Origin of the sequence: Pseudomonas sp. F3-2 (assembly GCF_038804275.1) — a bacterium.
Taxonomy (GTDB): Bacteria; Pseudomonadota; Gammaproteobacteria; order Pseudomonadales; family Pseudomonadaceae; genus Aquipseudomonas.
Window position 1 is genome coordinate 5,647,802 of the sequence record NZ_CP152388.1, and the last position, 20,376, is coordinate 5,668,177.

The window sequence follows — 20,376 nt, forward strand, 5'->3', positions numbered from 1 at the left end:
GGCCGACGGGGCCGGGCGCCTTGGTCTTTATTTACCGGTTTTGATCTTGGTCCAGCTGCGCGTCATGGCACGCTGAATCTTGGGCGGCAGCTCAGAGTTGACGTACAGACGTTCCTGCACCTCTTTGGACGGGTAGACCGATTCGTCGGTGCGGATTTCCTGGTCCATCAGTTCACCCGATGCAGGGTTCGGGTTGGCGTAACCGACCTGATCGCTGACCTTGGCGATCACATCAGGCTTGAGGATGTAGTTGATGAACGCGTGAGCCGCCTTGACGTCCGGCGCATCGGCGGGGATCGCCAGCATGTCGAACCAGAGGTTGCCGCCCTCTTTGGGGATCGAGTAAGCGATGTTGACGCCCTTGCCTGCTTCCTCGGCACGCGCCTTGGCCTGGAAGATGTCACCGGAGAAACCTGCCGCGATGCAGATGTCACCGTTGGCCAGGTCAGTGATGTATTTGGAGGAATTGAAGTAGGTGACGTATGGCCGCACCTTCAGCAGCTTCTCCTCAGCCTTTTTGTAGTCTTTCTCGTCGGTGCTGTTCGGGTTCAGGCCCATGTAGTTGAGCACCGCAGGCAGCATTTCGTCCGCCGAATCCAGGAACGCGACGCCGCACTGCTTCAGCTTTTTCATGTTCTCGGGTTCGAACAGCACGGCCCAGGAATCGATGGTGTCGACGCCCAGCACTTTTTTGATCTTGTCGACGTTGTAACCAATCCCGTTGGTGCCCCACAGGTACGGCACGGCGTACTGATTGCCCGGATCGTTCTTCTCCAGGCGCTTCATCAGCTCGGGGTCGAGATTGGAGTAGTTGGGGAGTTGCGACTTGTCGAGTTTCTGAAACGCACCTGCCTTGATCTGCTTGCCAAGGAAGTGGTTGGAAGGGACTACCACGTCATAACCGGTGTGGCCGGCGAGCAGCTTGCCTTCCAGGGTTTCGTTGGAGTCGAAGACGTCGTATTTGGTCTTGATGCCGGTGGTGGATTCGAAATCCGCCAGCGTCGTGGTGCCGATGTAATCGGACCAGTTATAAATGCGGACAGTGGAGCTTTCCGCGTAGGCGCCGACGGCTAGCGTCAGGCCGGCTCCGATAAGCAAGCCTTTGGAAAATAAAGAAATAGACACGATTGCAGTCCTTTTTTAGTAGGTGGGCCGTTGCCCGTGCCGACGACAGTACCGACTGCCTGTGACAAATCCGGCGCGCAACTTACCTTCGATAAACCCTTCTCGCAAAATAATTTTTCGTAACGCGTGCGCGGTAAATCCTGACCTCGGAATCTGGAACATCACTCGGCAGTCGGTAGACACCGTTCCTGTGGGAGTGAGCTTGCTCGCGATAGCGCTGTGTCAGTCGACATTTCCATTTCTGACAAGGTGCAATCGCGAGCAAGCTCACTCCTACACAGCTTAAGCACGTGCCGTCATGGACGGCACGCTCGGACCAGGCTTATTTGCCCGATTTGATGTTGGTCCAGCTGCGGGTCATCAGACGCTGAGTGGCCGCTGGCAAGTCTGCAATCGCGTACAGCTTGGACAGCACGTCCGCAGGTGGGTAAACGCCCGGATCGGAGGTGATGTCCTTGTCCACGAACTCGGTCGCTGCCTTGTTGCCGTTCGGGAAGTGCACGGCGTTGGTGATTTCGGCCATCACTTTAGGCTGCAGGATGAAGTTCATGAACTTGTAGGCGCCTTCGACGTTTTCGGCGTCTTTAGGAATGGCAACCATGTCGTAGAAGCTGCCAGCACCTTCTTTCGGAATGTTGTAGCTGACCTTGACCTTGCCGCCTGCTTCTTCAGCGCGCGCCTTGGCCTGATACACGTCACCCGAGTAACCGACGGCTACGCAGATGTTGCCGTTGGCCAGGTCCGAGATGTATTTGGACGAGTGGAAATAGGTCACTGAAGGACGAATTTTCTTGAACAGATCTTCGGCTTTCTGGATGTCTTCTTTCTTCTGGCTGTCGGTTGGCAGACCCAGGTAATGCAGCGCCACTGGCAGCATTTCGGTCGGCGAATCGAGGAAGCTGATGCCACAGGATTTCAGCTTGGCGGCGTTTTCAGGCTTGAACAGCAGGTCCCAGGAATTGACCGGCGCGTCTGCGCCCAGAGCAGCCTTGACCTTGTCCGGGTTGAAGCCGATACCGATCGAACCCCACATGTATGGGAAGGCGTGCTTGTTGTCCGGGTCGCTGACCGACACGGCCTTGAGCAGCGCAGGGTCGAGGTTTTTGTAATTCGTCAGTTTGGACTTGTCCAGTTCCTGATAAACACCGGCTTTGATCTGTTTGGCCAGGAAGTTGTTCGACGGGACGACGATGTCGTAACCCGACTTACCGGCCAGCAATTTGGCTTCCAGCGTCTCGTTGCTGTCGAAGACGTCGTACACCACCTTGATGCCCGACTCTTTTTCAAAATCGGCAATGGTGTTCGGCGCGATGTAATCGGACCAGTTATAGACGTGCAGAACTTTGTCGTCGGCGTGTGCCGCTGCGGCCACTGCGCCCATCAGGGACAAGGCGAGGAGGGTTTTGCCAAATTTCTTCATTCGTACAGCTCCAGTGTTTTATGTTAGCGGCAACCAAACCGCCGATAGTCTGGCAATTTCCTGGGCGGGCTTACAAGCGAAGCGGCCTGCCTTATTGCATAGCTTTCAAAGATTTCATCTGCACGCCAGCGCATCGAACTCCGTAGGAGTGAGCTTGCTCGCGATTGCGTATCGTCAGGCACCGACGATGTCGAATGTGCCGACGCTATCGCGAGCAAGCTCACTCCTACAAAAGATGATCGTTTACCGCACGATCACCTCACCTTCAGCGCTGCAACGCCTCAAGGGTCAGGTCCAGGCATGTGCGGGCCTTCTCCACCAACTCATCGATCTGCGCGAAGCTGATCACCAGCGGCGGCGCAATGATCATCGTGTCGCCCACCGCGCGCATGATCAGCCCGTTATCGAAGCAGAACGTGCGGCAGATCATGCCTACACCTTGACCGACATAGCGCTCACGAGTTGCTTTGTTTTTCACCAGTTCGATGGCGCCCAACATCCCGACGCCACGCACCTCGCCCACCAGCGGATGATCGCTCAACTCGCGCAAACGCTTTTGCAAGTATGGTGCCGTTTCCGCCTTGACTCGCTCGACAATCTTCTCTTCGCGCAGGATGCGAATGTTCTCCAGACCCACCGCCGCCGCCACCGGGTGACCGGAGTAGGTGAAGCCGTGGTTGAAGTCACCGCCCTCGTTCAGCACCTTCACTACTTCGTCGCGCACGATGACGCCACCCATCGGGATGTAGCCGGAGGTAAGGCCTTTGGCGATGGTCATCAGATCAGGCTTGAGGCCGTAGAAATCGCTACCGAACCACTCACCGGTGCGACCGAAGCCACAAATCACCTCATCGGCGACGAACAAAATGTCGTACTTGGCGAGAATCTCCTTGATCTTCGGCCAGTACGTTTCCGGTGGCACGATCACGCCACCGGCGCCCTGAATCGGCTCGGCAATGAACGCGCCGACGTTCTCCTCGCCCAGTTCGAGAATCTTCTTCTCCAGCTGCTCGGCGGCCCATACGCCGAACTCGTCCGGCGTCATGTCGCCACCCTCACCGAACCAGTAAGGCTGGGGAATGTGCACGATGCCCGGAATCGGCAAGTCGCCCTGTTCGTGCATGTAGGTCATCCCGCCCAGGCTCGCGCCGGCAACGGTGGAGCCGTGATAGCCGTTGATGCGGCTGATGATGACCTTTTTGGCCGGCTTGCCCTTGACCGCCCAATAGTGACGAACCATGCGCAGCACGGTGTCATTGCCTTCGGAACCTGATCCGGTGAAGAACACGTGGTTCATGCCTTCCGGCGCGATCTCGGAAATCGCCTTGGCCAACTGCAGCGCCGGCGGGTGAGCGGTCTGGAAGAACAGGTTGTAATAAGGCAGCTCACGCATCTGTTTGCTGGCGGCTTCGGCCAGTTCGTTACGACCATAACCGATCGCAACGCACCACAGGCCGGCCATGCCGTCGAGGATCTTGTTGCCTTCGCTGTCCCAGAGATAGACGCCCTTGGCGTTGGTGATGATGCGCGGGCCTTTCTCTTTGAGCTGTTTGAAGTCGCTGAACGGCGCCAGGAGATGATCGCTGCTGAGGGCTTGCCATTCGCGGGTTTGCGGGTTGTTGGAACTCATGAAGCACTCCATTGACTGGGTATCGCGTGTCGGACGCCGCTGGCCCTGAAAAGCCCACGGCGCCCGGAATCGTCAGACGGCGAAGAGCAGGAATTCCCGCTCCCACGAACTGATCACACGCTTGAAGTTTTCGTGCTCGGCGCGCTTGACCGCGACATAGCCGGTGATGAACTTCTGGCCGAGGTATTTCTCGATCGTCTTGCTGTTTTCCATGCGCTCGAGGGCGTCCTCGATCGTCAAGGGCAGGCGCAGGTTACGGCGCTCATAACCACGACCGACCACCGGCGCGCTCGGGTTAATGCCCTCGACCATGCCGATGAAGCCACACAGCAGACTGGCGGCGATCGCCAGATAGGGGTTGGCGTCCGCGCCGGGCAGGCGGTTTTCCACGCGGCGGTTCTGCGGGCCGGCATCCGGTACGCGCAGGCCAACGGTACGGTTCTCTTCACCCCACTCCACGTTCACCGGCGCCGAGGTGTCCGGCAGGAAGCGCCGGAACGAGTTGACGTTCGGCGCGAACAGCGGCAACAACTCGGGGATCAGCTTCTGCAGACCTCCAATGTGCTGCAGGAACAGCTGACTCATGGTCCCGTCTTCGTTGGAGAAGATGTTCTTGCCGGTCTCGATGTCGATGATGCTCTGGTGCAGGTGCATGGCGCTGCCAGGCTCACCGGTCATGGGCTTGGCCATGAAGGTGGCGGCCACGTCGTGCTTGAGCGCTGCTTCGCGCATGGTGCGTTTGAACACCAGAATCTGATCGGCCAGCGACAGCGCATCGCCGTGACGGAAGTTGATCTCCATCTGTGCCGTGCCGTCTTCGTGAATCAGCGTGTCCAGGTCCAGGTTTTGAAGCTCGCACCAGTCGTAGACGTCTTCGAACAAGGGGTCGAATTCGTTGGCGGCTTCGATAGAGAAGGACTGACGCCCGGTTTCCGGACGCCCGGAGCGGCCAACCGGTGGCTGCAACGGATAGTCGGGGTCGTCGCTGCGCTTGGTCAGGTAGAACTCCATCTCAGGCGCGACGATGGGCTGCCAGCCCTGGTCCGCGTAGAGCTTGAGCACTTTCTTGAGGACGTTGCGCGGAGACAACTCGATGGGGTTGCCTTGCTTGTCGTAGGTGTCGTGAATCACCTGCGCGGTGGGCTCTATGGCCCAGGGCACCAGATACACCGCGTTCTGGTCTGGGCGGCAAAACATGTCGATGTCTGCGGGGTCCAGCAATTCATAGTAAATGTCGTCTTCGACATAGTCACCGGTCACGGTCTGGAGCAGTACGCTTTCCGGCAAGCGCATGCCCTTTTCGGCAATGAACTTGTTGGTCGGTGAAATCTTGCCCCGCGTGATACCGGTGAGGTCGGAGATCATGCACTCGACTTCGGTAATCCTGTGTTCTTTCAACCAATCGGTGAGCTGGTCGAGGTTGGTACTCATAAATACCTCAGGGGTTCATTACTCTGATGATCATCATGATCGTCAGGCGCTTTTGGACGCTTGTGCGTCGCGTTGTGTTGCCCGTTTTCGACAGGCATCGCCAAATGCCTGGAAGATTGAAAGATAGTCGGGGTTCTGTGTCACTTGCCACTCCGGATGCCACTGTACGCCGAGTGCGAATACGTCAGTTGAAGCAAAAGCCGCGCCCGCGGGGACCGAGATCGCTTCGATCAGACCGTCCGGTGCGGTTGCTTCCACGCGCAGACCCGGCGCAAGGTGCTCGATTCCCTGACCATGAATTGAATTGACACGAATTTCTCCTGGCAATCCCAGACCGGCCAATATGCCGCCCTGCGCAATGTACATGGCGTGGCTCGCAGCGTATTGATTTTCAACGGGTTCGTTGTCTGGCTCGCGATGATCCATGAAGGTTCCGGTCTCATGAACCTTTTGATGGAGACTGCCGCCAAACGCGACATTCATCTCTTGAAATCCCCGGCAAATTCCCAGCACCGGCACGCCTGCGGCCACAGCGGCGCGAATAAGAGGTAAGGTGGTGGCGTCGCGCGCAGGATCGTGAGCCGTGCCAGGCGCGCTGGCAGGACCGCTATAGTGATAGGGTTCGACGTTGGATGGAGAACCGGTGAAGAGCAGACCATCGACTGTGGAGAGGATGTCCGCCGGGTCGATCAGCTCGGCCAGTGATGGCAGGATCAACGGCAGGCCCTTTGCGGCTATTGCTACCGCCCGGACGTATTTATCGCCACTGATATGGTAGGCATGCGAGCCAATTTGCTGAGTGCAGGCGGTGACGCCGATCAGCGGAAGGCGAGCCATGTGACCCCCGGTATTATTGCTGTTATGGGTTGCAATCGAGCTTAGCGTTGTTCATTTTTTTACACAACAGCCCCGTAAAAAATAAAACACGCCTCGCTCAAGCCCGCACTTCGCCCCTCTTCCAACGCACAATATTTGCCCTAAACTGCGGCAAAAAAGGCGTTTCGGCGCCCTTTTAGGGCAAAACAGGGCTCTCTTGACTTCGTCAGGGCTTTCGGATTGACTGAAACCCGTAATGCTCGATGATTGATATTTTCAACAACAAAGGTGTTGCATCATGTCGGTACCCCCGCGTGCCGTTCAGCTCAACGAAGCGAACGCGTTCCTTAAGGAACATCCTGAGGTTCTATACGTTGACCTTCTGATTGCAGATATGAATGGAGTGGTGCGCGGCAAGCGCATCGAACGCACTAGCCTCCATAAGGTTTACGAAAAAGGCATCAACCTCCCAGCTTCTCTTTTTGCACTGGATATCAATGGCTCGACGGTGGAAAGCACCGGCCTGGGTCTGGACATCGGTGACGCTGACCGAATCTGTTATCCCATCCCTGACACGCTCTGCAACGAACCCTGGCAGAAGCGCCCTACCGCTCAACTTCTGATGACCATGCACGAACTGGAAGGCGATCCTTTCTTTGCCGATCCAAGGGAAGTGCTGCGTCAGGTCGTGGCCAAGTTCGACGAGATGGGCCTGACTATCTGCGCGGCCTTCGAGCTTGAGTTTTACCTGATCGACCAGGAAAACGTGAACGGTCGCCCTCAACCGCCACGCTCGCCCATTTCCGGCAAACGTCCGCACTCGACTCAGGTTTACCTGATCGACGACCTGGACGAATACGTCGACTGCCTCCAGGACATTCTGGAAGGCGCGAAAGAGCAAGGGATTCCGGCCGACGCGATCGTCAAGGAAAGTGCGCCTGCGCAGTTCGAAGTCAACCTGCACCATACTGCTGACGCCCTGAAAGCCTGCGACTACGCAGTGCTGCTCAAGCGTCTGATCAAGAACATTGCCTACGACCATGAAATGGACACGACCTTCATGGCCAAGCCGTATCCTGGCCAAGCGGGTAATGGCCTGCACGTCCACATCTCGATCCTCGATCGCGATGGCAAGAACATCTTCACCAGCGAGGATCCCGAGCAGAACGCCGCATTACGTCATGCGATCGGCGGTGTGCTCGAGACCCTACCGGCGCAGATGGCGTTCCTTTGCCCGAACGTCAATTCGTATCGCCGGTTTGGTGCTCAGTTCTACGTTCCCAACTCGCCGACCTGGGGTCTGGATAACCGTACCGTCGCCGTGCGCGTGCCAACTGGCACTGCCGATGCCGTGCGTATCGAGCACCGGGTTGCCGGGGCGGATGCCAACCCTTACCTGCTGATGGCCTCGGTGCTGGCGGGCATTCATCACGGCCTGACCAATAAGGTCGAGCCCGGCGCGCCGGTCGAAGGCAACTCGTACGAGCAGCACGAACAGAGCCTGCCGAACAACCTGCGCGATGCGCTGCGCGAGCTGGACGACAGCGAAATCATGGCCAAGTACATCGATCCGAAGTACATCGATATTTTTGTCGCGTGCAAGGAAAGTGAGCTGGAAGAGTTCGAACACTCTATCTCCGACCTCGAATACAACTGGTATCTGCACACGGTCTGACGGTTTGAGATATCGGTGTGAAATAAAAAGAACGCCCCCGATTCGCGAGGATCGGGGGCGTTTTTTATTTTGGACGGCAGCTTCGGCAAGGTCTGCATTCTGCCCGGCACCGCTGTAGAATGCCCCCCGGCCCAGTCCGAGAGAACTAGCAATGACCCGCCCCGCTACACCCCGCAAACCCCGCGCACGCAGTCAGGCACGGATCGATTCGATCCTCGATGCCGCACGCACGCTGCTGGCGTCCGATGGCGTGGCGAGCCTGTCGATCTATAGCGTGGCTGAACGCGCGGGGATTCCGCCGTCTTCGGTCTATCACTTCTTTGCCAGCGTTCCGGCGTTGCTCGAAGGGCTGACGGCAGACATTCACGGCGCCTTCCGCGAGAGTCTGCAACAGCCTATCGATCACGCGCAGCTGAACACCTGGCATGACCTGTCGCGACTGGTCGAGACGCGCATGCTCACGATCTATAGCGAAGACGCCGCCGCTCGACAGCTGATCCTCGCTCAGCACGGGCTGACCGAAGTCACTCAGGCGGATCGTCAGCACGACGTCGAACTGGGCAACCTCATGCACGCGCTGTTCGCCAGACACTTCCAGCTGCCGGCCTTGCCAGACGACATCGAAGTGTTCGCCCTCGCCCTCGAACTCGCCGACCGCGTTTATGCACGCTCGGTGCAACTGCACAGCGCAATCACCCCGCGTATGGCCGAAGAAGGCCAGCGGGTCTTTGACGCCTACCTCGGGCTTTACCTGCCGCCCTTCTTGCCCAAGCGCTCAGTAGAGCTGTAACCCATCACCCTTGCGCGGCATCTTCACAGCATGCACCGGCCTCTTCCCGGCTAAAGCCGGTCCTACAGACGCTGAATCTCCACAACACGCACCGCCCTCTTCCCGGCTAAAGCCGGTCCTACGGACGTTGCACGCTTTTCGTAGGACCGGCTTTAGCCGGGAAAGCGTCGGGTGTTACGGCTTGGATCGAAGGGGTGTTGAAGGCACTTGCCTCACTCATACAGGGTGCCGGCGAGCCGACTGATCAGGTTGCCCACAGCAAAAAACCCCGAAGGGCTCGCGCCCTTCAGGGTTGTTCACAACGCATGGATCACAACTTGGCGATCGACACCTCGGTCGATTTCACGAACGCGATCACTTCGCTGCCCACGACCAACTCCAGCTCTTTGACCGAGCGGGTGGTGATCACGGAGGTGACGATGCCCGAAGCGGTCTGAACGTCGATTTCGGACAGCACGTCGCCGGTGACGATTTCCTTGATGGTGCCTTTGAACTGGTTACGGACGTTGATGGCTTTGATTGTCATGGTATGGCTTCCTTTTTGAGATCAGTGCCGGGCGCAACATTGCGCCTGGATTCAGTTCGCCCAACGCAGCTGCGTGGGCAGTGGTGAGGTGGGTTCGGGTTCTGGCGGGCTGCCGGGAATCGACAGCACGCGGTTAAGCACTTCGGTTTCCAGAGCCGCCAGACGATAGGAACCGCGAGCACGCGGCCGGGCCAGGTCGACTTGCAGATCGAGACCGATGCGGCCTTCTTCGATCAACAGAACACGGTCGGCGATGGCGACCGCTTCGCTGACATCGTGAGTGACCAGCAACACCGTGAAGCCATGCTGCTGCCAGAGTCGTTCGATCAACTGCTGCATTTCGATACGGGTGAGTGCGTCCAGCGCGCCGAGCGGTTCATCCAGCAGCAACAGCCGCGGCTGGTGAATCAGCGCACGGGCCAGTGCGACACGTTGCTTCTGGCCGCCCGACAAGGCAGCCGGCCATTCGTTGGCGCGCTCGGCCAGGCCGACGGCATCCAGGGCTTCCAGAGCCTTGCCCCGCCAGTCACCGCTCAGGCCCAGACCGACGTTGTCGATGATCTTTTTCCAGGGCAGCAGCCGCGCCTCCTGAAACATCAGCCGGGTGTCTTCGCGCGCATCGGCCAGCGCCGCGTTGCCCGCCAGCAGTTGACCGCTGGTGGGCAGATCAAGACCTGCCAGCAGGCGCAGCAAAGTACTTTTGCCGCAGCCGCTGCGGCCGACCACTGCCACGAACTGCCCGGCCGGAATGTGCAGGTCGATGTCTTTCAACACTTCTCGCGAGCCGAATGTCTTTTTCAGCTTGCGCACTTGCAAGGGAATCCCGCGCAACAGGTTTGCCGGTTGTTGGAGATTGCTCATCGGGCGCCACCTTTAGCCACTTGATACGCCGGGTGCCAACGCAGGCAGACCCGTTCCAGACCACGCGCCGCGAGGTCTGCCAATTTGCCGAGTACGGCGTACAGAACGATCGCCAGTACCACGACGTCGGTCTGCAGAAACTCCCTGGCGTTCATCGCCAGATAGCCGATGCCGGAGCTTGCGGAAATGGTTTCCGCGACGATCAGCGTCAGCCACATGAATCCCAGCGCGAAGCGCACGCCGACCAGAATCGAAGGCATTGCGCCGGGCAGGATCACATGCCAGAACAAGGCAAATCCGGACAGGCCATAGCTGCGCGACATTTCCACCAGCGCTGGGTCGATGTTGCGAATGCCGTGATAGGTGTTCAAATAAATCGGGAACAAGGTTCCCAGCGCGACCAGAAAAATCTTCGCGCTTTCATCGATGCCGAACCACAGGATCACCAGCGGAATCAGCGCCAGGTGCGGTACGTTTCGAATCATCTGCACTGAGCTGTCGAGCAGGCGTTCGCCCCATTTCGACAGGCCGGTGATGAAGCCCAGTGCCAGACCGATACCGCCGCCGATGGCAAAGCCGATGCCTGCGCGCCAGCCGCTGATGGCCAGGTGGTTCCAGATTTCGCCGCTCTTGACCAGCGTCACGCCTGCCTCGATCACAGCGCTCGGCGCCGGTAGGATCCGGGTAGACAGCCAGCCCGCGCTGACCGCCAGTTGCCAGATAGCCAGCAACAAGACGGGCAGCAGCCAGGGCGCCAGTTTGTGTGTCACTTTTTCCACGCTCATGGAGTTGTCTCCTCTCATTGCCTTGGCTTACTGCGCTTTCGCGACAGCGGCGGGTGGCGTCCAGATCACATCGGCGATGCTGAGCGGTTTGGGGATCAACTTGAGCTGATAGAACGTATCGGCGATCTTCTGTTGGGCGGCGATGGTTTCAGGGGTGATGAACAATGCACCATAGCCCTGGCGCTTGACTGACACCTTCGTGATGTCTTCGGGCAAGCCCAGCAGAGGCGCAACTTGTTTGGTCACTTCGTCCGGGTTGGCCTTGGACCATTCGCCCACTGCCCGCACTTCTTCAACCAGGGTCTGGATGACTTTCGGGTGCTGTTGCGCGTATGGCCTGGTTGCCAGGTAGAACTGGTTGTTGTCGACGATGCCTTTGCCATCGCGCAAGGTGCGCGCCTGAAGTTGTTGCTCGGCGGCAGCCTGATACGGGTCCCAGATCACCCACGCATCGACACTGCCGCGCTCGAACGCTGCCCGCGCATCGGCCGGCGGCAGGAACACGGTCTGGATGTCGGTGTACTTGAGGCCTGCCTCTTCCAGCGCCCGCACCAGCAGGTAATGCACGTTTGAGCCTTTATTGAGGACGACTTTTTTGCCCTTGAGGTCTTTGACCGACGTGATCGTCGAATCCTTGGGGACCAGAATCGCCTCGCTGGTTGGCGCGGGCGGCTCGGAGGCAACGTACAGCAGGTCGGCTCCAGCGGCCTGCGCGAAGACCGGTGGCGTTTCGCCGGTGACGCCGAAGTCGATCGAGCCGACATTCAGCCCTTCGAGCAATTGCGGTCCGCCCGGAAACTCGGTCCATTGCACCTGGACGCCCTGATCCGCGAGTTTCTTTTCCAGTGAGCCCTTGGCTTTGAGCAGAACCAGCGTGCCGTATTTCTGATAGCCGATCCGCAAGGTGTCGGCTTGAGCTTGGGTGAGGACGCCGAAAGTGACCGCCGCAGCAAACAGAGCGACCAGGCCTCGACGCAAAATGACGGTGCCCATGGCACGCTCCTTTGCTGTGTAGCTAACAGGTTGCACCTGCTCGTCCGATGGCGGACCAGTGAGGTGTTGAGTGGGATTCATTGCCCGCGATTTCAGCGAGACGGACAGACCTTAACAGGGCTTTGTTATTCACTAAAATCATATTTATTCATTTGGTTAGCACCAAAGCGAATATGGGTGCAAGTCTTGGATGAGCCCCAAGCCAGGCAGTCCACTCGATCACGGCAACCAAGGCCGGTTGCCGCTGGTGGAAGTGAGCCCGCTGACGAACAGCCTGGAGCACCCACGTTGAATACAGAACCTACGTGACCACGCTCAATCCCCACGCTGGCGGCGCTTGGCTCAAGCGGCGATTTCGGCTTTCGAAAAAAAAGGGCCGATAAATCGGCCCGAATGTCGTGGTTGAAACGGTGGATCAGCGGTTGGGCTGAGGCGTCAGACGCAGGTAAGGGGTAACGGCTTTATAGCCTTTTGGAAAACGCTGCTTGATCTCGTCCTCGTCCTTGATCGAGGGAACGATGACCACGTCCTCGCCATCCTTCCAGTTCGCAGGCGTCGCGACTTTGTAGTTGTCGGTCAACTGCAACGAGTCGATCACCCGCAGGATTTCATGGAAGTTACGGCCGGTGCTGGCGGGATAGGTAATGGTCAGGCGCACTTTTTTGTTCGGGTCGATCACGAACAACGAGCGAACCGTCAGCGTCTCGCTGGCGTTGGGATGAATCAGGTCGTAGAGCTCGGACACCTTGCGATCAGCGTCCGCCAGAATCGGGAAATTGACGAGTGTGTTCTGCGTGGAGTTGATGTCATCGATCCATTTCAGGTGTGAATCGACCGGGTCCACGGAGAGCGCGATGGCTTTGACGTTGCGCTTGTCGAATTCGTCCTTGAGCTTTGCGGTGAAGCCCAACTCGGTGGTGCAAACGGGCGTGAAATCGGCCGGGTGAGAAAACAGCACGGCCCACTTGCCGCCCAGCCACTCGTGAAACCTGATGCGTCCCTGGCTGGAATCCTGTTCGAAGTCGGGGGCGATATCGCCAAGTTTGAGGCCCATGTGGTCAGCTCCTTTGGTGATGTTTTATCGCCCTACTGTGCATGCCTGCGTGGAAAAAATAAAAGACCGAATGGCAATGGCGAGCAGCCTTTCCGGTATAAAAAAAGTAGCGATGCTAATGGACGGGCATAAAAAAGCCCCGCCGAAGCGGGGCTCTTTTCAACTCAACGACTCGCTACGCTTATTTGAAGGCGTAGGTGTAGTTGAAGATAACGCGGGTCTGGTCAGTGTTAGCTTGGCTGCCAACAAGATCATCATCCGAGCGCAGGTTTGCACGACGTACAGTCACGCCGAAGCCCTTCATGAAGCCATCTTGGAAGACGTAGTCCACACGCATGTCACGTTCCCACTCCGAGCCACGGCCGGCAGTTGCGCTGTTCAGACGCACCTGATCACCGTGCAAGTAAGCGATGGCAGCTTTCAGGCCTGGAACGCCCAAGCGAGCGAAGTCATACGAGTACTGACCAAAACGGGTCTTCTCACCGGCACGGGTGAAGTTGGTGATCATACTGTCGGTGAACAGGTAGACGCTGGAACCGCCCTCACCTTCGTTACGACCACGGTTGTCAACTACACTGCCGTTGCTGATAAACGGCATACCGCCGTCGTCGCTGACGCTCTGATAACCCAGCAGGAATGCGTTGCCACCCAGGGTATAGGTGAACATTGCGGTCCAGGTGTTGTTATCGACTTCGCCGTTATCGTTATAACCGTTGGCGAACTTGTAACCCGTGTTGGTGGTTTGGCTGTTCTTGCCGTCGGACGTGCTGTGGAAATAGCGCAGGTCAGTCTTGAAAGACTGATCTTCAGCGATCGGCAGGACGTGCACCAGACCGAAGAACTGCTGCTTGTAGTAGTCTTCCAGGTTGGCGTAGTAGTACTGCAGCGTCAGGTCTTTGGTAGCTTTCCAGTCAGCACCGGCGAACTGGAAATTGTTGGAGCCTTTAGTACCGCCGCCTACTGACAGGTTGTCATAGTTGCTGGAAGCACGACCCGCTGCTTTGGTCAACTTACCTGCAGTCAGTGTCAGGGTGTCGATATCCTTGGAAGTCAGGATGCCGCCTTCAAAGGTTTGTGGCAGCAGACGGCCGTCGTTCGCAACCAGGATCGGCAGGTTTGGCTGAAGAGCATTACCTACTTTCAGCTCGGTTTTGGAAATCTTGACCTTGGCGTTAGCACCGCCACGGCTCCACGAACTTACAGCAGAGCCATCGCTGTCGCTTGGGAAGAAGTTGCTGTTATCCGGGTGGTGACCTTTACCACCATCCAGATGAAGGCCGTAGATGCCTTGAACATCAAGACCGAAGCCCACAGTACCTGGCGTATAGCCAGAGATGAAGTTGAAAATAAGGCCTTCGCCCGCTTCACGCTGGTCGGCACCACCATCACGGTTGTCGCCTTCAAACCACATGGTACGGGAACTGATCGATGCTTTGCTGTCGTCGATGAAACCAGCTGCACCAGCCTGCGTGGCCAAAACACTGACAGATACGGCCAAGGCCAGGGTGGACTTCTTCATTGTGTATCGCTCCTCTTGAATCTAATTTTTGTATTTCCTTGGTTCTGAGACCGAAGGCTCAAGACCGCGGATGCGCGATTAGCGCTGGACCTGACTCGGCGAGTCAATGGCCCCAAGACTAATTGACTAGACCGCCTTTTCAGCTGGCTGCAAGGTAAGGGAAATCCTTTAAACCTAAAAAGACTTGTTTGACCTGCTTTTATGCCAAGCAGTTATATGTCACAAGTCGTTTCAGCCGTCCGATGCGGAGTGTATCGGCCTCGAAAGCTAATTCCCAAAAAATATTTCTACCCCGTTCGTCAGATCGATAAGTTTTGCCACATCGTACGACCGGTTCTCGACCGCCCAGTCACGGGCAGCTTGCGAAATAACATGAGAAACACCAAATCAACTCTCTGAAAAATAAGACTTTTATAGCCGCGTAGACGCAATTGTTACAGTTGTCACCCTGCTATTCGTCTCTTTTTTCCGAGAGAGCGAGAGCGCATTCGTCGGATGACTGTGAACGCCAACCGTCTGGTTCTCTCGCTTGAAAAATCCATGATGGCCCCTGCGCAGCCTTGCGATGCGAAGCATGCGGGTGTAGGGCAAAAGCATCCCTGGAACGGACCTCGCGATCCTATTTACAGTTTGTGACATTTCGATGAAATCTCGTCAAGCGATTGCATCTTTTTGATTTTCTGTGGTCCCGCGCTGCGCCGCTTAGAAAATTCTCTCTAAGCACATGCGAAAAAGTTATTTATTTCCGGATTCTTAGATCATTTACGCTCCGCGACATCCAGTCCTCGGCCTGCCCTGATCCGGAGCGTCATCATGAAACTGCTTAAACCCCTTCGCCTGTTTGCTGCGCTTTCACTGGCAGGTTCAGCTTTGCTCGCCCACGCCGCGGACTTCACGGTTGCATACCAGACGACCGTGGATCCGGCCAAGGTTGCCCAGGCCGATGGCGCCTACGAAAAAGCAACCGGTTCAGATATCTCCTGGCGCAAGTTCGATAACGGTGCTGACGTGATCACTGCGATCGCCAGTGGCGACGTGCAGATCGGCTACCTCGGTTCAAGCCCGCTGACGGCGGCAGCGACGCGCAAGGTGCCGGTGGAGACCTTCCTGATCGCCACGCAAATTGGCGCGGCCGAAGCGTTGGTGGCGCGTAACGGCTCCGGCATCAACAGCCCGCAGGATCTGGTCGGTAAAAAAGTGGCCGTGCCATTCGTTTCCACTGGCCACTACAGCCTGCTGGCAGCGCTGAAACACTGGAACATCGACCCGGCGAAAGTGACGATCGTTAACCTTGCGCCACCCGCGATTGCAGCTGCCTGGAAGCGCGGCGACATCGACGCAACCTACGTGTGGGATCCGGCGCTGGGCGTCGCTAAGGAAACCGGGAAGGTACTGATCACCTCCGGTGAGCTCGCAAAAGTCGGCGCACCGACATTCGATGCCTGGATCGTGCGCAAGGATTTCGCCGACAAACACCCCGACATCGTCAAAGCCTTCGCCAAAACCACGCTTGATGCTTATGCCGAATACCGCAAGGACCCTGCCGCGTGGCTCGCCAACAGCAGCAATGTCGACAAGTTGGTGAAATTGTCCGGCGCCAAACCGACCGATATCCCTGGCCTGCTGCAAGGCAACGTCTATCCGCTGGCAGCCGATCAGGCCACAGAGCTGGGCGCCCCCACCACCGAGGCGATCACCAAAACCGCTGCGTTCCTGAAAGAGCAAGGCAAGGTCGACGCAGTGCTGGCCGATTACACCCCGTACGTGAGCGCGAAGTTCGTGACGCAGTAAGCGGCGTCCCGCCCCCCCCACGCAGCACACACCTATATATAGAAGCGGAGTCATTGCCATGGCCTTATTGCAGCTGGAGCGCATCAGCGCACAGTACCCCGGTGCGGCCAAACCGGTGCTGTCGGACATTTCCCTGAGTCTTGGCCCCAAGCAATTGCTGGTAGCGCTCGGGCCATCCGGCAGCGGCAAGACTTCACTGCTCAATCTGATTGCCGGTTTCGTCACGCCCAGCGCAGGGCGTATCACCCTGGACAATGTCCCGGTCGAAGGCCCGAGCGCGGAGCGTGGCGTGGTTTTTCAGGATGACGCGCTGCTGCCTTGGCAAGACGTGCTGGCCAACGTTGCCTTTGGTCTTGAACTGGCCGGCGTACCCCGCGAACAGCGTGAAACCAAAGCGCGGGAGATGCTGGCGCTGGTTGACCTCGCCGGCTTCGACAAGCGCCGCATCTGGCAGTTGTCCGGCGGTCAAAAGCAGCGCGTCGGCCTGGCGCGCGCGCTGGCTGCCGATCCACGCGTCCTGTTGATGGACGAACCCTTCGGCGCGCTGGACGCATTCACTCGCGAACAGATGCAGGAACTGCTCCTGCAAATCTGGCAACGCAGCGCCAAACCCGTTTTCCTGATTACCCACGACATCGAAGAAGCGGTCTTCCTGGCGACCGACCTGATTCTGCTGGCACCTGATCCTGGGCAAATCGTCGAGCACCTGCAGCTGGACTTCGGCCAACGCTACAGTGCGGGCGAGTCGGCACGCGCGATCAAGTCGGACCCACGCTTCATCGAAACCCGCGAGCACGTGCTCGCCAAAGTGTTTTCCCAGCGCCAGACAATTCGGGAGCAATTGGCATGAGTGGCTTCCAGACGCCCAGCCCGGCCGACACGATCACCACCCGTCTGCCGACCAAGCCCCATCGAGCATCAGGCTTTCACCTCAGCACTCGCAGCATCAGCGTGCTGACGCTCGCCGTTCTGCTAGGCAGCTGGTGGCTGGTAACCGCACTGGAGTGGGTCGAACCCTTGTTTCTTCCGCCGCCATCGGCCGTGCTCGAAAAAGCCTGGCTGCTGATGACCAAAGGCTACATGGAGTCCACGCTCTGGCAGCATCTGGGGGCGAGTTTGCAGCGCATTGGCCTGGCGCTGCTGTTCGCGGTGCTCACGGCCATTCCCGTGGGAATCGCCATCGGTCATAACCGGATCGCTCGCGGGATTTTCGATCCGCTGATCGAGTTCTATCGACCGATCCCTCCGCTGGCCTACCTGCCGCTGATCGTGATCTGGTGCGGGATCGGCGAATTCTCCAAGGTCCTGCTGATTTATCTGGCGATCTTTGCGCCGATTGCGATCGCCACCGCGACGGGCGTGCGCACTGTCGACAGCGCAAAAATACGCGCCGCGCAATCACTCGGCGCCAGCCGCTGGCAGCTGATTCGCCACGTCATCGTGCCCAGCGCGATGCCCGACATCCTCACCGGCGTACGCATCGGGCTGGGCGTCGGCTGGTCGACACTGGTCGCTGCCGAATTGATCGCAGCCACCAGCGGGCTGGGCTTCATGGTTCAGTCGGCCGCGCAGTTTCTGGTCACCGACGTTGTGGTGCTAGGGATCCTCGTGATCGCCCTGATCGCCTTCGCGCTGGAAATGGGCCTGCGCGCACTGCAGCGCAAGCTGGTGCCGTGGCACGGCCAGACTCACTGACTGAAACCACGACCGAACCCGATGACTGACCACGCCGACACTTCGGCGCCCAACACACGAGAACCCTCATGAGCATTCATATCACCACGCTCAGCCCGTCATTGGGCGCGCAAATCAGCGGCGTGGACCTGAGCCGGGACCTGACGAGCGCAGAACGCGATGCCATCGAACGCGCCTTGCTCGAACATCAGGTGCTGTTCTTCCGGGACCAACCAGTGACGCCGCAACAACAGGCGCGCTTCGCGGCCCATTTCGGCGACCTGCATATTCATCCGATCTACCCGAACGTCCCTGAGCAGCCAGAAGTGTTGATCCTCGACACGGCAGTGACTGATGTGCGCGATAACGCCATCTGGCACACCGACGTCACGTTTCTGCCGACGCCTGCCTTGGGCGCGGTCCTCAGCGCCAAGCAGCTGCCGGCTTATGGTGGGGACACGCTGTGGGCGAGCGGGATCGCGGCGTTCGAGGCGTTGTCGGCGCCGATGCGAGCGCTGCTCGACGGTTTGACCGCCACCCACGACTTCACTCGCTCATTTCCTCTGGAACGCTTTGGCAGCACGGCCGAAGACCTCGCGCGCTGGGAGGAAACCCGGCGCAAGAATCCGCCGCTGTCGCACCCGGTGATACGCACGCATCCGGTCAGCGGGCGTAAGGCGCTATTCGTGAATGACGGCTTCACGACACGGATCAACGAACTGGAACCCGCAGAAAGCGAAGCCATTTTGAAAATGCTCTTCGCCCATGCCACGCGGCCGGAGTTCACCATTCGCTGGCGTTGGCAGGAAAACGACGTGGCGATGTGGGACAACCGCGTGACGCAGCATTACGCGGTGGACGACTACCGCCCGCAACGCCGGGTGATGCATCGCGCCACGATTCTGGGAGATGCGCCGTTCTGATAGGGGGCTCGATGCCGCTCTACGTGTGCACGTTCGCCTTCACAGGCTGAGCCGTGCATCACTTTGGTCACCCGTCACCGGAAAATGCGCGAATAGCGTGCAAAACTGATCAATAAACACCCAAATCTGAACGCGAGAACGAAAGAGGAAACGCCCTCCTTGAGCACGGCACAGCAGGGTTGAGGCTATAAAACCGGGGTATTGCGGGGCACTTTCACCTTTCCCGCGCAGGATTTCCAAAACTGGCACGCTGCCTGCAATAGGTTAAGCATCACCAGTTTTGGGGACCTTGGTACAGGCAGGCCGGGGATTCCCCTCTTTTATTCCTCCCGCAGACTCACCTCGAGTCTCCAGCGCCCGTCCTGAGTTGCACCGCGCCATTGGCCGTGCAACGGACGGGCCGCCAGCAGGTTCAGCAGCAATCCCTTATCGCTTCTTTGCACTCTCCAGCGCACGTCTTTGCCGTTGAGCTTGAGCTCGCCGTGCTGCGCTTGCCCCTGGGCGTTGAACAGCAAGGCCACGGCGCCGTCGATGTGTTCGCCATGCAGCTGCGGCTCTCGGTTGAACCACACCGCAACGCCATCTTGCAGCACCTCTATCTGCTGCAACGCCACGGGATCGGGCGTGGTCAGCCGGCCGATCATCAAGCCGATCATGAATCCGATAATCGCGATGGAGCCTAAAACACGAGGCCATAGCTTCGGCCTCGGGTCCTCTTCGGGGGTAGAATGCACCCCATCCTTATGTTCGGAGCCGTGCATGTTTCACGTGATCCTTTTTCAACCAGAAATTCCGCCGAATACCGGCAACATCATCAGGCTTTGCGCCAACAGCGGCTGCAGCCTGCATTTGATCGAACCGTTGGGTTTCGAACTCGATGACAAGCGACTGCGTCGTGCCGGTCTCGATTACCACGAGTACGCCACACTGCATCGCCACGCCGACCTGGCGAGTTGCCTTAAGAGCATCGGTCAACCGCGGCTGTTCGCTTTTACCACAAAGGGTTCGCGACCCTTTCACGATGTGGCGTTTCAGGAAGGCGATGCGTTCCTTTTCGGCCCGGAGAGCCGCGGCCTGCCACCGGAAGTGCTGGACCCGTTGAGCAGCGAACAGCGCCTGCGTTTGCCAATGCGTGAAGGATGCCGCAGTTTGAACCTCTCGAACACCGTGGCCGTTGCGGTTTACGAGGGCTGGCGGCAATTGGGGTTCAAATGACCTTGAAGGGCGTGCAATCCACGGCTGTAGGAGCGTGGCTTGTCCCGCGATCTGCCGGGCACTGGCAGCAAATGCAGGGTTCACGGTGCATCCAGTTCACCGCATCACACGATTTCACGACGGGTTCCCCGCCGATCGCGGGACAAGC

The 20,376-nt window shown here is 58.4% G+C and carries 19 protein-coding genes; 7 read left to right on the forward strand and 12 right to left on the reverse strand.

All coding sequences use genetic code 11. The features are described from left to right. Window positions 1-27 precede the first annotated feature (27 nt). The 5 genes from AAGQ88_RS25140 to AAGQ88_RS25160 all read right to left on the reverse strand — a co-directional run bounded on the left by AAGQ88_RS25140 (window position 28) and on the right by AAGQ88_RS25160 (window position 6,443). Window positions 28-1,125, reverse strand: a complete 1,098-nt coding sequence (locus tag AAGQ88_RS25140; RefSeq protein WP_342653911.1) for a polyamine ABC transporter substrate-binding protein — start codon at window positions 1,123-1,125, stop codon at window positions 28-30. A gap of 322 nt (window positions 1,126-1,447) precedes the next feature. After that, window positions 1,448-2,545 carry a polyamine ABC transporter substrate-binding protein gene (locus AAGQ88_RS25145; RefSeq protein ID WP_285425313.1) on the reverse strand — a complete coding sequence of 366 codons (1,098 nt, stop codon included), beginning with the start codon at window positions 2,543-2,545 and terminating at the stop codon, window positions 1,448-1,450. A 265-nt stretch (window positions 2,546-2,810) separates the two neighbouring features. Continuing rightward, a complete protein-coding gene (locus AAGQ88_RS25150; RefSeq protein ID WP_342653912.1) occupies window positions 2,811-4,175 on the reverse strand; it encodes an aspartate aminotransferase family protein in 1,365 nt (454 codons plus the stop codon). Window positions 4,176-4,247: 72 nt separating this feature from the next. After that, complete coding sequence (locus AAGQ88_RS25155; RefSeq protein WP_093465689.1) at window positions 4,248-5,606, reverse strand: glutamine synthetase family protein; 1,359 nt, start codon at window positions 5,604-5,606, stop codon at window positions 4,248-4,250. A gap of 42 nt (window positions 5,607-5,648) precedes the next feature. Further along, complete coding sequence (locus AAGQ88_RS25160) at window positions 5,649-6,443, reverse strand: gamma-glutamyl-gamma-aminobutyrate hydrolase family protein (RefSeq protein WP_342653913.1); 795 nt, start codon at window positions 6,441-6,443, stop codon at window positions 5,649-5,651. Between the two features lie 277 nt (window positions 6,444-6,720). Here AAGQ88_RS25160 and AAGQ88_RS25165 point away from each other — a divergent pair, with 277 nt between their 5' ends. After that, window positions 6,721-8,097, forward strand: a complete 1,377-nt coding sequence (locus tag AAGQ88_RS25165; RefSeq protein WP_285425310.1) for a glutamine synthetase family protein — start codon at window positions 6,721-6,723, stop codon at window positions 8,095-8,097. A 151-nt stretch (window positions 8,098-8,248) separates the two neighbouring features. Next, complete coding sequence (locus AAGQ88_RS25170) at window positions 8,249-8,887, forward strand: TetR/AcrR family transcriptional regulator (protein WP_342653914.1); 639 nt, start codon at window positions 8,249-8,251, stop codon at window positions 8,885-8,887. A gap of 310 nt (window positions 8,888-9,197) precedes the next feature. On the opposite strand, the gene AAGQ88_RS25175 is transcribed toward AAGQ88_RS25170, so the two are convergent. The 6 genes from AAGQ88_RS25175 to AAGQ88_RS25200 form a co-directional block, all read right to left on the reverse strand. Continuing rightward, complete coding sequence (locus tag AAGQ88_RS25175) at window positions 9,198-9,413, reverse strand: TOBE domain-containing protein (protein ID WP_062379390.1); 216 nt, start codon at window positions 9,411-9,413, stop codon at window positions 9,198-9,200. Between the two features lie 51 nt (window positions 9,414-9,464). Next, window positions 9,465-10,274, reverse strand: coding sequence for an aliphatic sulfonates ABC transporter ATP-binding protein (gene ssuB, locus AAGQ88_RS25180; RefSeq protein WP_093465700.1), 810 nt, complete (start codon window positions 10,272-10,274; stop codon window positions 9,465-9,467). Further along, the gene (ssuC, locus tag AAGQ88_RS25185) at window positions 10,271-11,059 is read right to left on the reverse strand and encodes an aliphatic sulfonate ABC transporter permease SsuC (protein ID WP_285425307.1); all 789 of its coding nucleotides are present in this window, start codon (window positions 11,057-11,059) and stop codon (window positions 10,271-10,273) included. The genes ssuB and ssuC overlap by 4 nt, the downstream gene beginning before the upstream one ends. A 27-nt stretch (window positions 11,060-11,086) precedes the next feature. Further along, entirely contained in the window at window positions 11,087-12,052 is a 966-nt protein-coding gene (locus AAGQ88_RS25190) for a sulfonate ABC transporter substrate-binding protein (protein WP_342653915.1), read from the reverse strand. Between the two features lie 415 nt (window positions 12,053-12,467). Continuing rightward, window positions 12,468-13,106: a peroxiredoxin gene (locus AAGQ88_RS25195; protein WP_342653916.1), complete on the reverse strand. Its 639-nt coding sequence runs from the start codon at window positions 13,104-13,106 to the stop codon at window positions 12,468-12,470. A 181-nt stretch (window positions 13,107-13,287) separates the two neighbouring features. Further along, window positions 13,288-14,625, reverse strand: a complete 1,338-nt coding sequence (locus AAGQ88_RS25200) for an OprD family porin (RefSeq protein WP_285425304.1) — start codon at window positions 14,623-14,625, stop codon at window positions 13,288-13,290. A gap of 813 nt (window positions 14,626-15,438) precedes the next feature. Here AAGQ88_RS25200 and tauA point away from each other — a divergent pair. The 4 genes from tauA to tauD all read left to right on the forward strand — a co-directional run bounded on the left by tauA (window position 15,439) and on the right by tauD (window position 19,013). Further along, window positions 15,439-16,416 (forward strand): taurine ABC transporter substrate-binding protein, encoded by a 978-nt coding sequence (gene tauA, locus AAGQ88_RS25205; protein ID WP_285425303.1) that lies wholly within the window; start codon window positions 15,439-15,441, stop codon window positions 16,414-16,416. Between the two features lie 58 nt (window positions 16,417-16,474). Continuing rightward, the gene (tauB, locus tag AAGQ88_RS25210) at window positions 16,475-17,266 is read left to right on the forward strand and encodes a taurine ABC transporter ATP-binding subunit (RefSeq protein ID WP_342653917.1); all 792 of its coding nucleotides are present in this window, start codon (window positions 16,475-16,477) and stop codon (window positions 17,264-17,266) included. A 32-nt stretch (window positions 17,267-17,298) separates the two neighbouring features. Continuing rightward, the gene (gene tauC, locus AAGQ88_RS25215; RefSeq protein WP_342655885.1) at window positions 17,299-18,111 is read left to right on the forward strand and encodes a taurine ABC transporter permease TauC; all 813 of its coding nucleotides are present in this window, start codon (window positions 17,299-17,301) and stop codon (window positions 18,109-18,111) included. Window positions 18,112-18,179: 68 nt separating this feature from the next. Beyond that, entirely contained in the window at window positions 18,180-19,013 is an 834-nt protein-coding gene (gene tauD, locus AAGQ88_RS25220) for a taurine dioxygenase (protein WP_342653918.1), read from the forward strand. 320 nt (window positions 19,014-19,333) lie between these two features. On the opposite strand, the gene AAGQ88_RS25225 is transcribed toward tauD, so the two are convergent. Continuing rightward, entirely contained in the window at window positions 19,334-19,774 is a 441-nt protein-coding gene (locus AAGQ88_RS25225) for a hypothetical protein (RefSeq protein ID WP_342653919.1), read from the reverse strand. On the opposite strand from AAGQ88_RS25225, the gene trmL reads away from it, so the two are divergent. Beyond that, window positions 19,773-20,228 carry a tRNA (uridine(34)/cytosine(34)/5-carboxymethylaminomethyluridine(34)-2'-O)-methyltransferase TrmL gene (gene trmL / locus AAGQ88_RS25230; protein ID WP_342653920.1) on the forward strand — a complete coding sequence of 152 codons (456 nt, stop codon included), beginning with the start codon at window positions 19,773-19,775 and terminating at the stop codon, window positions 20,226-20,228. The genes AAGQ88_RS25225 and trmL overlap by 2 nt on opposite strands. The last annotated feature ends 148 nt before the right edge of the window (window positions 20,229-20,376 follow it).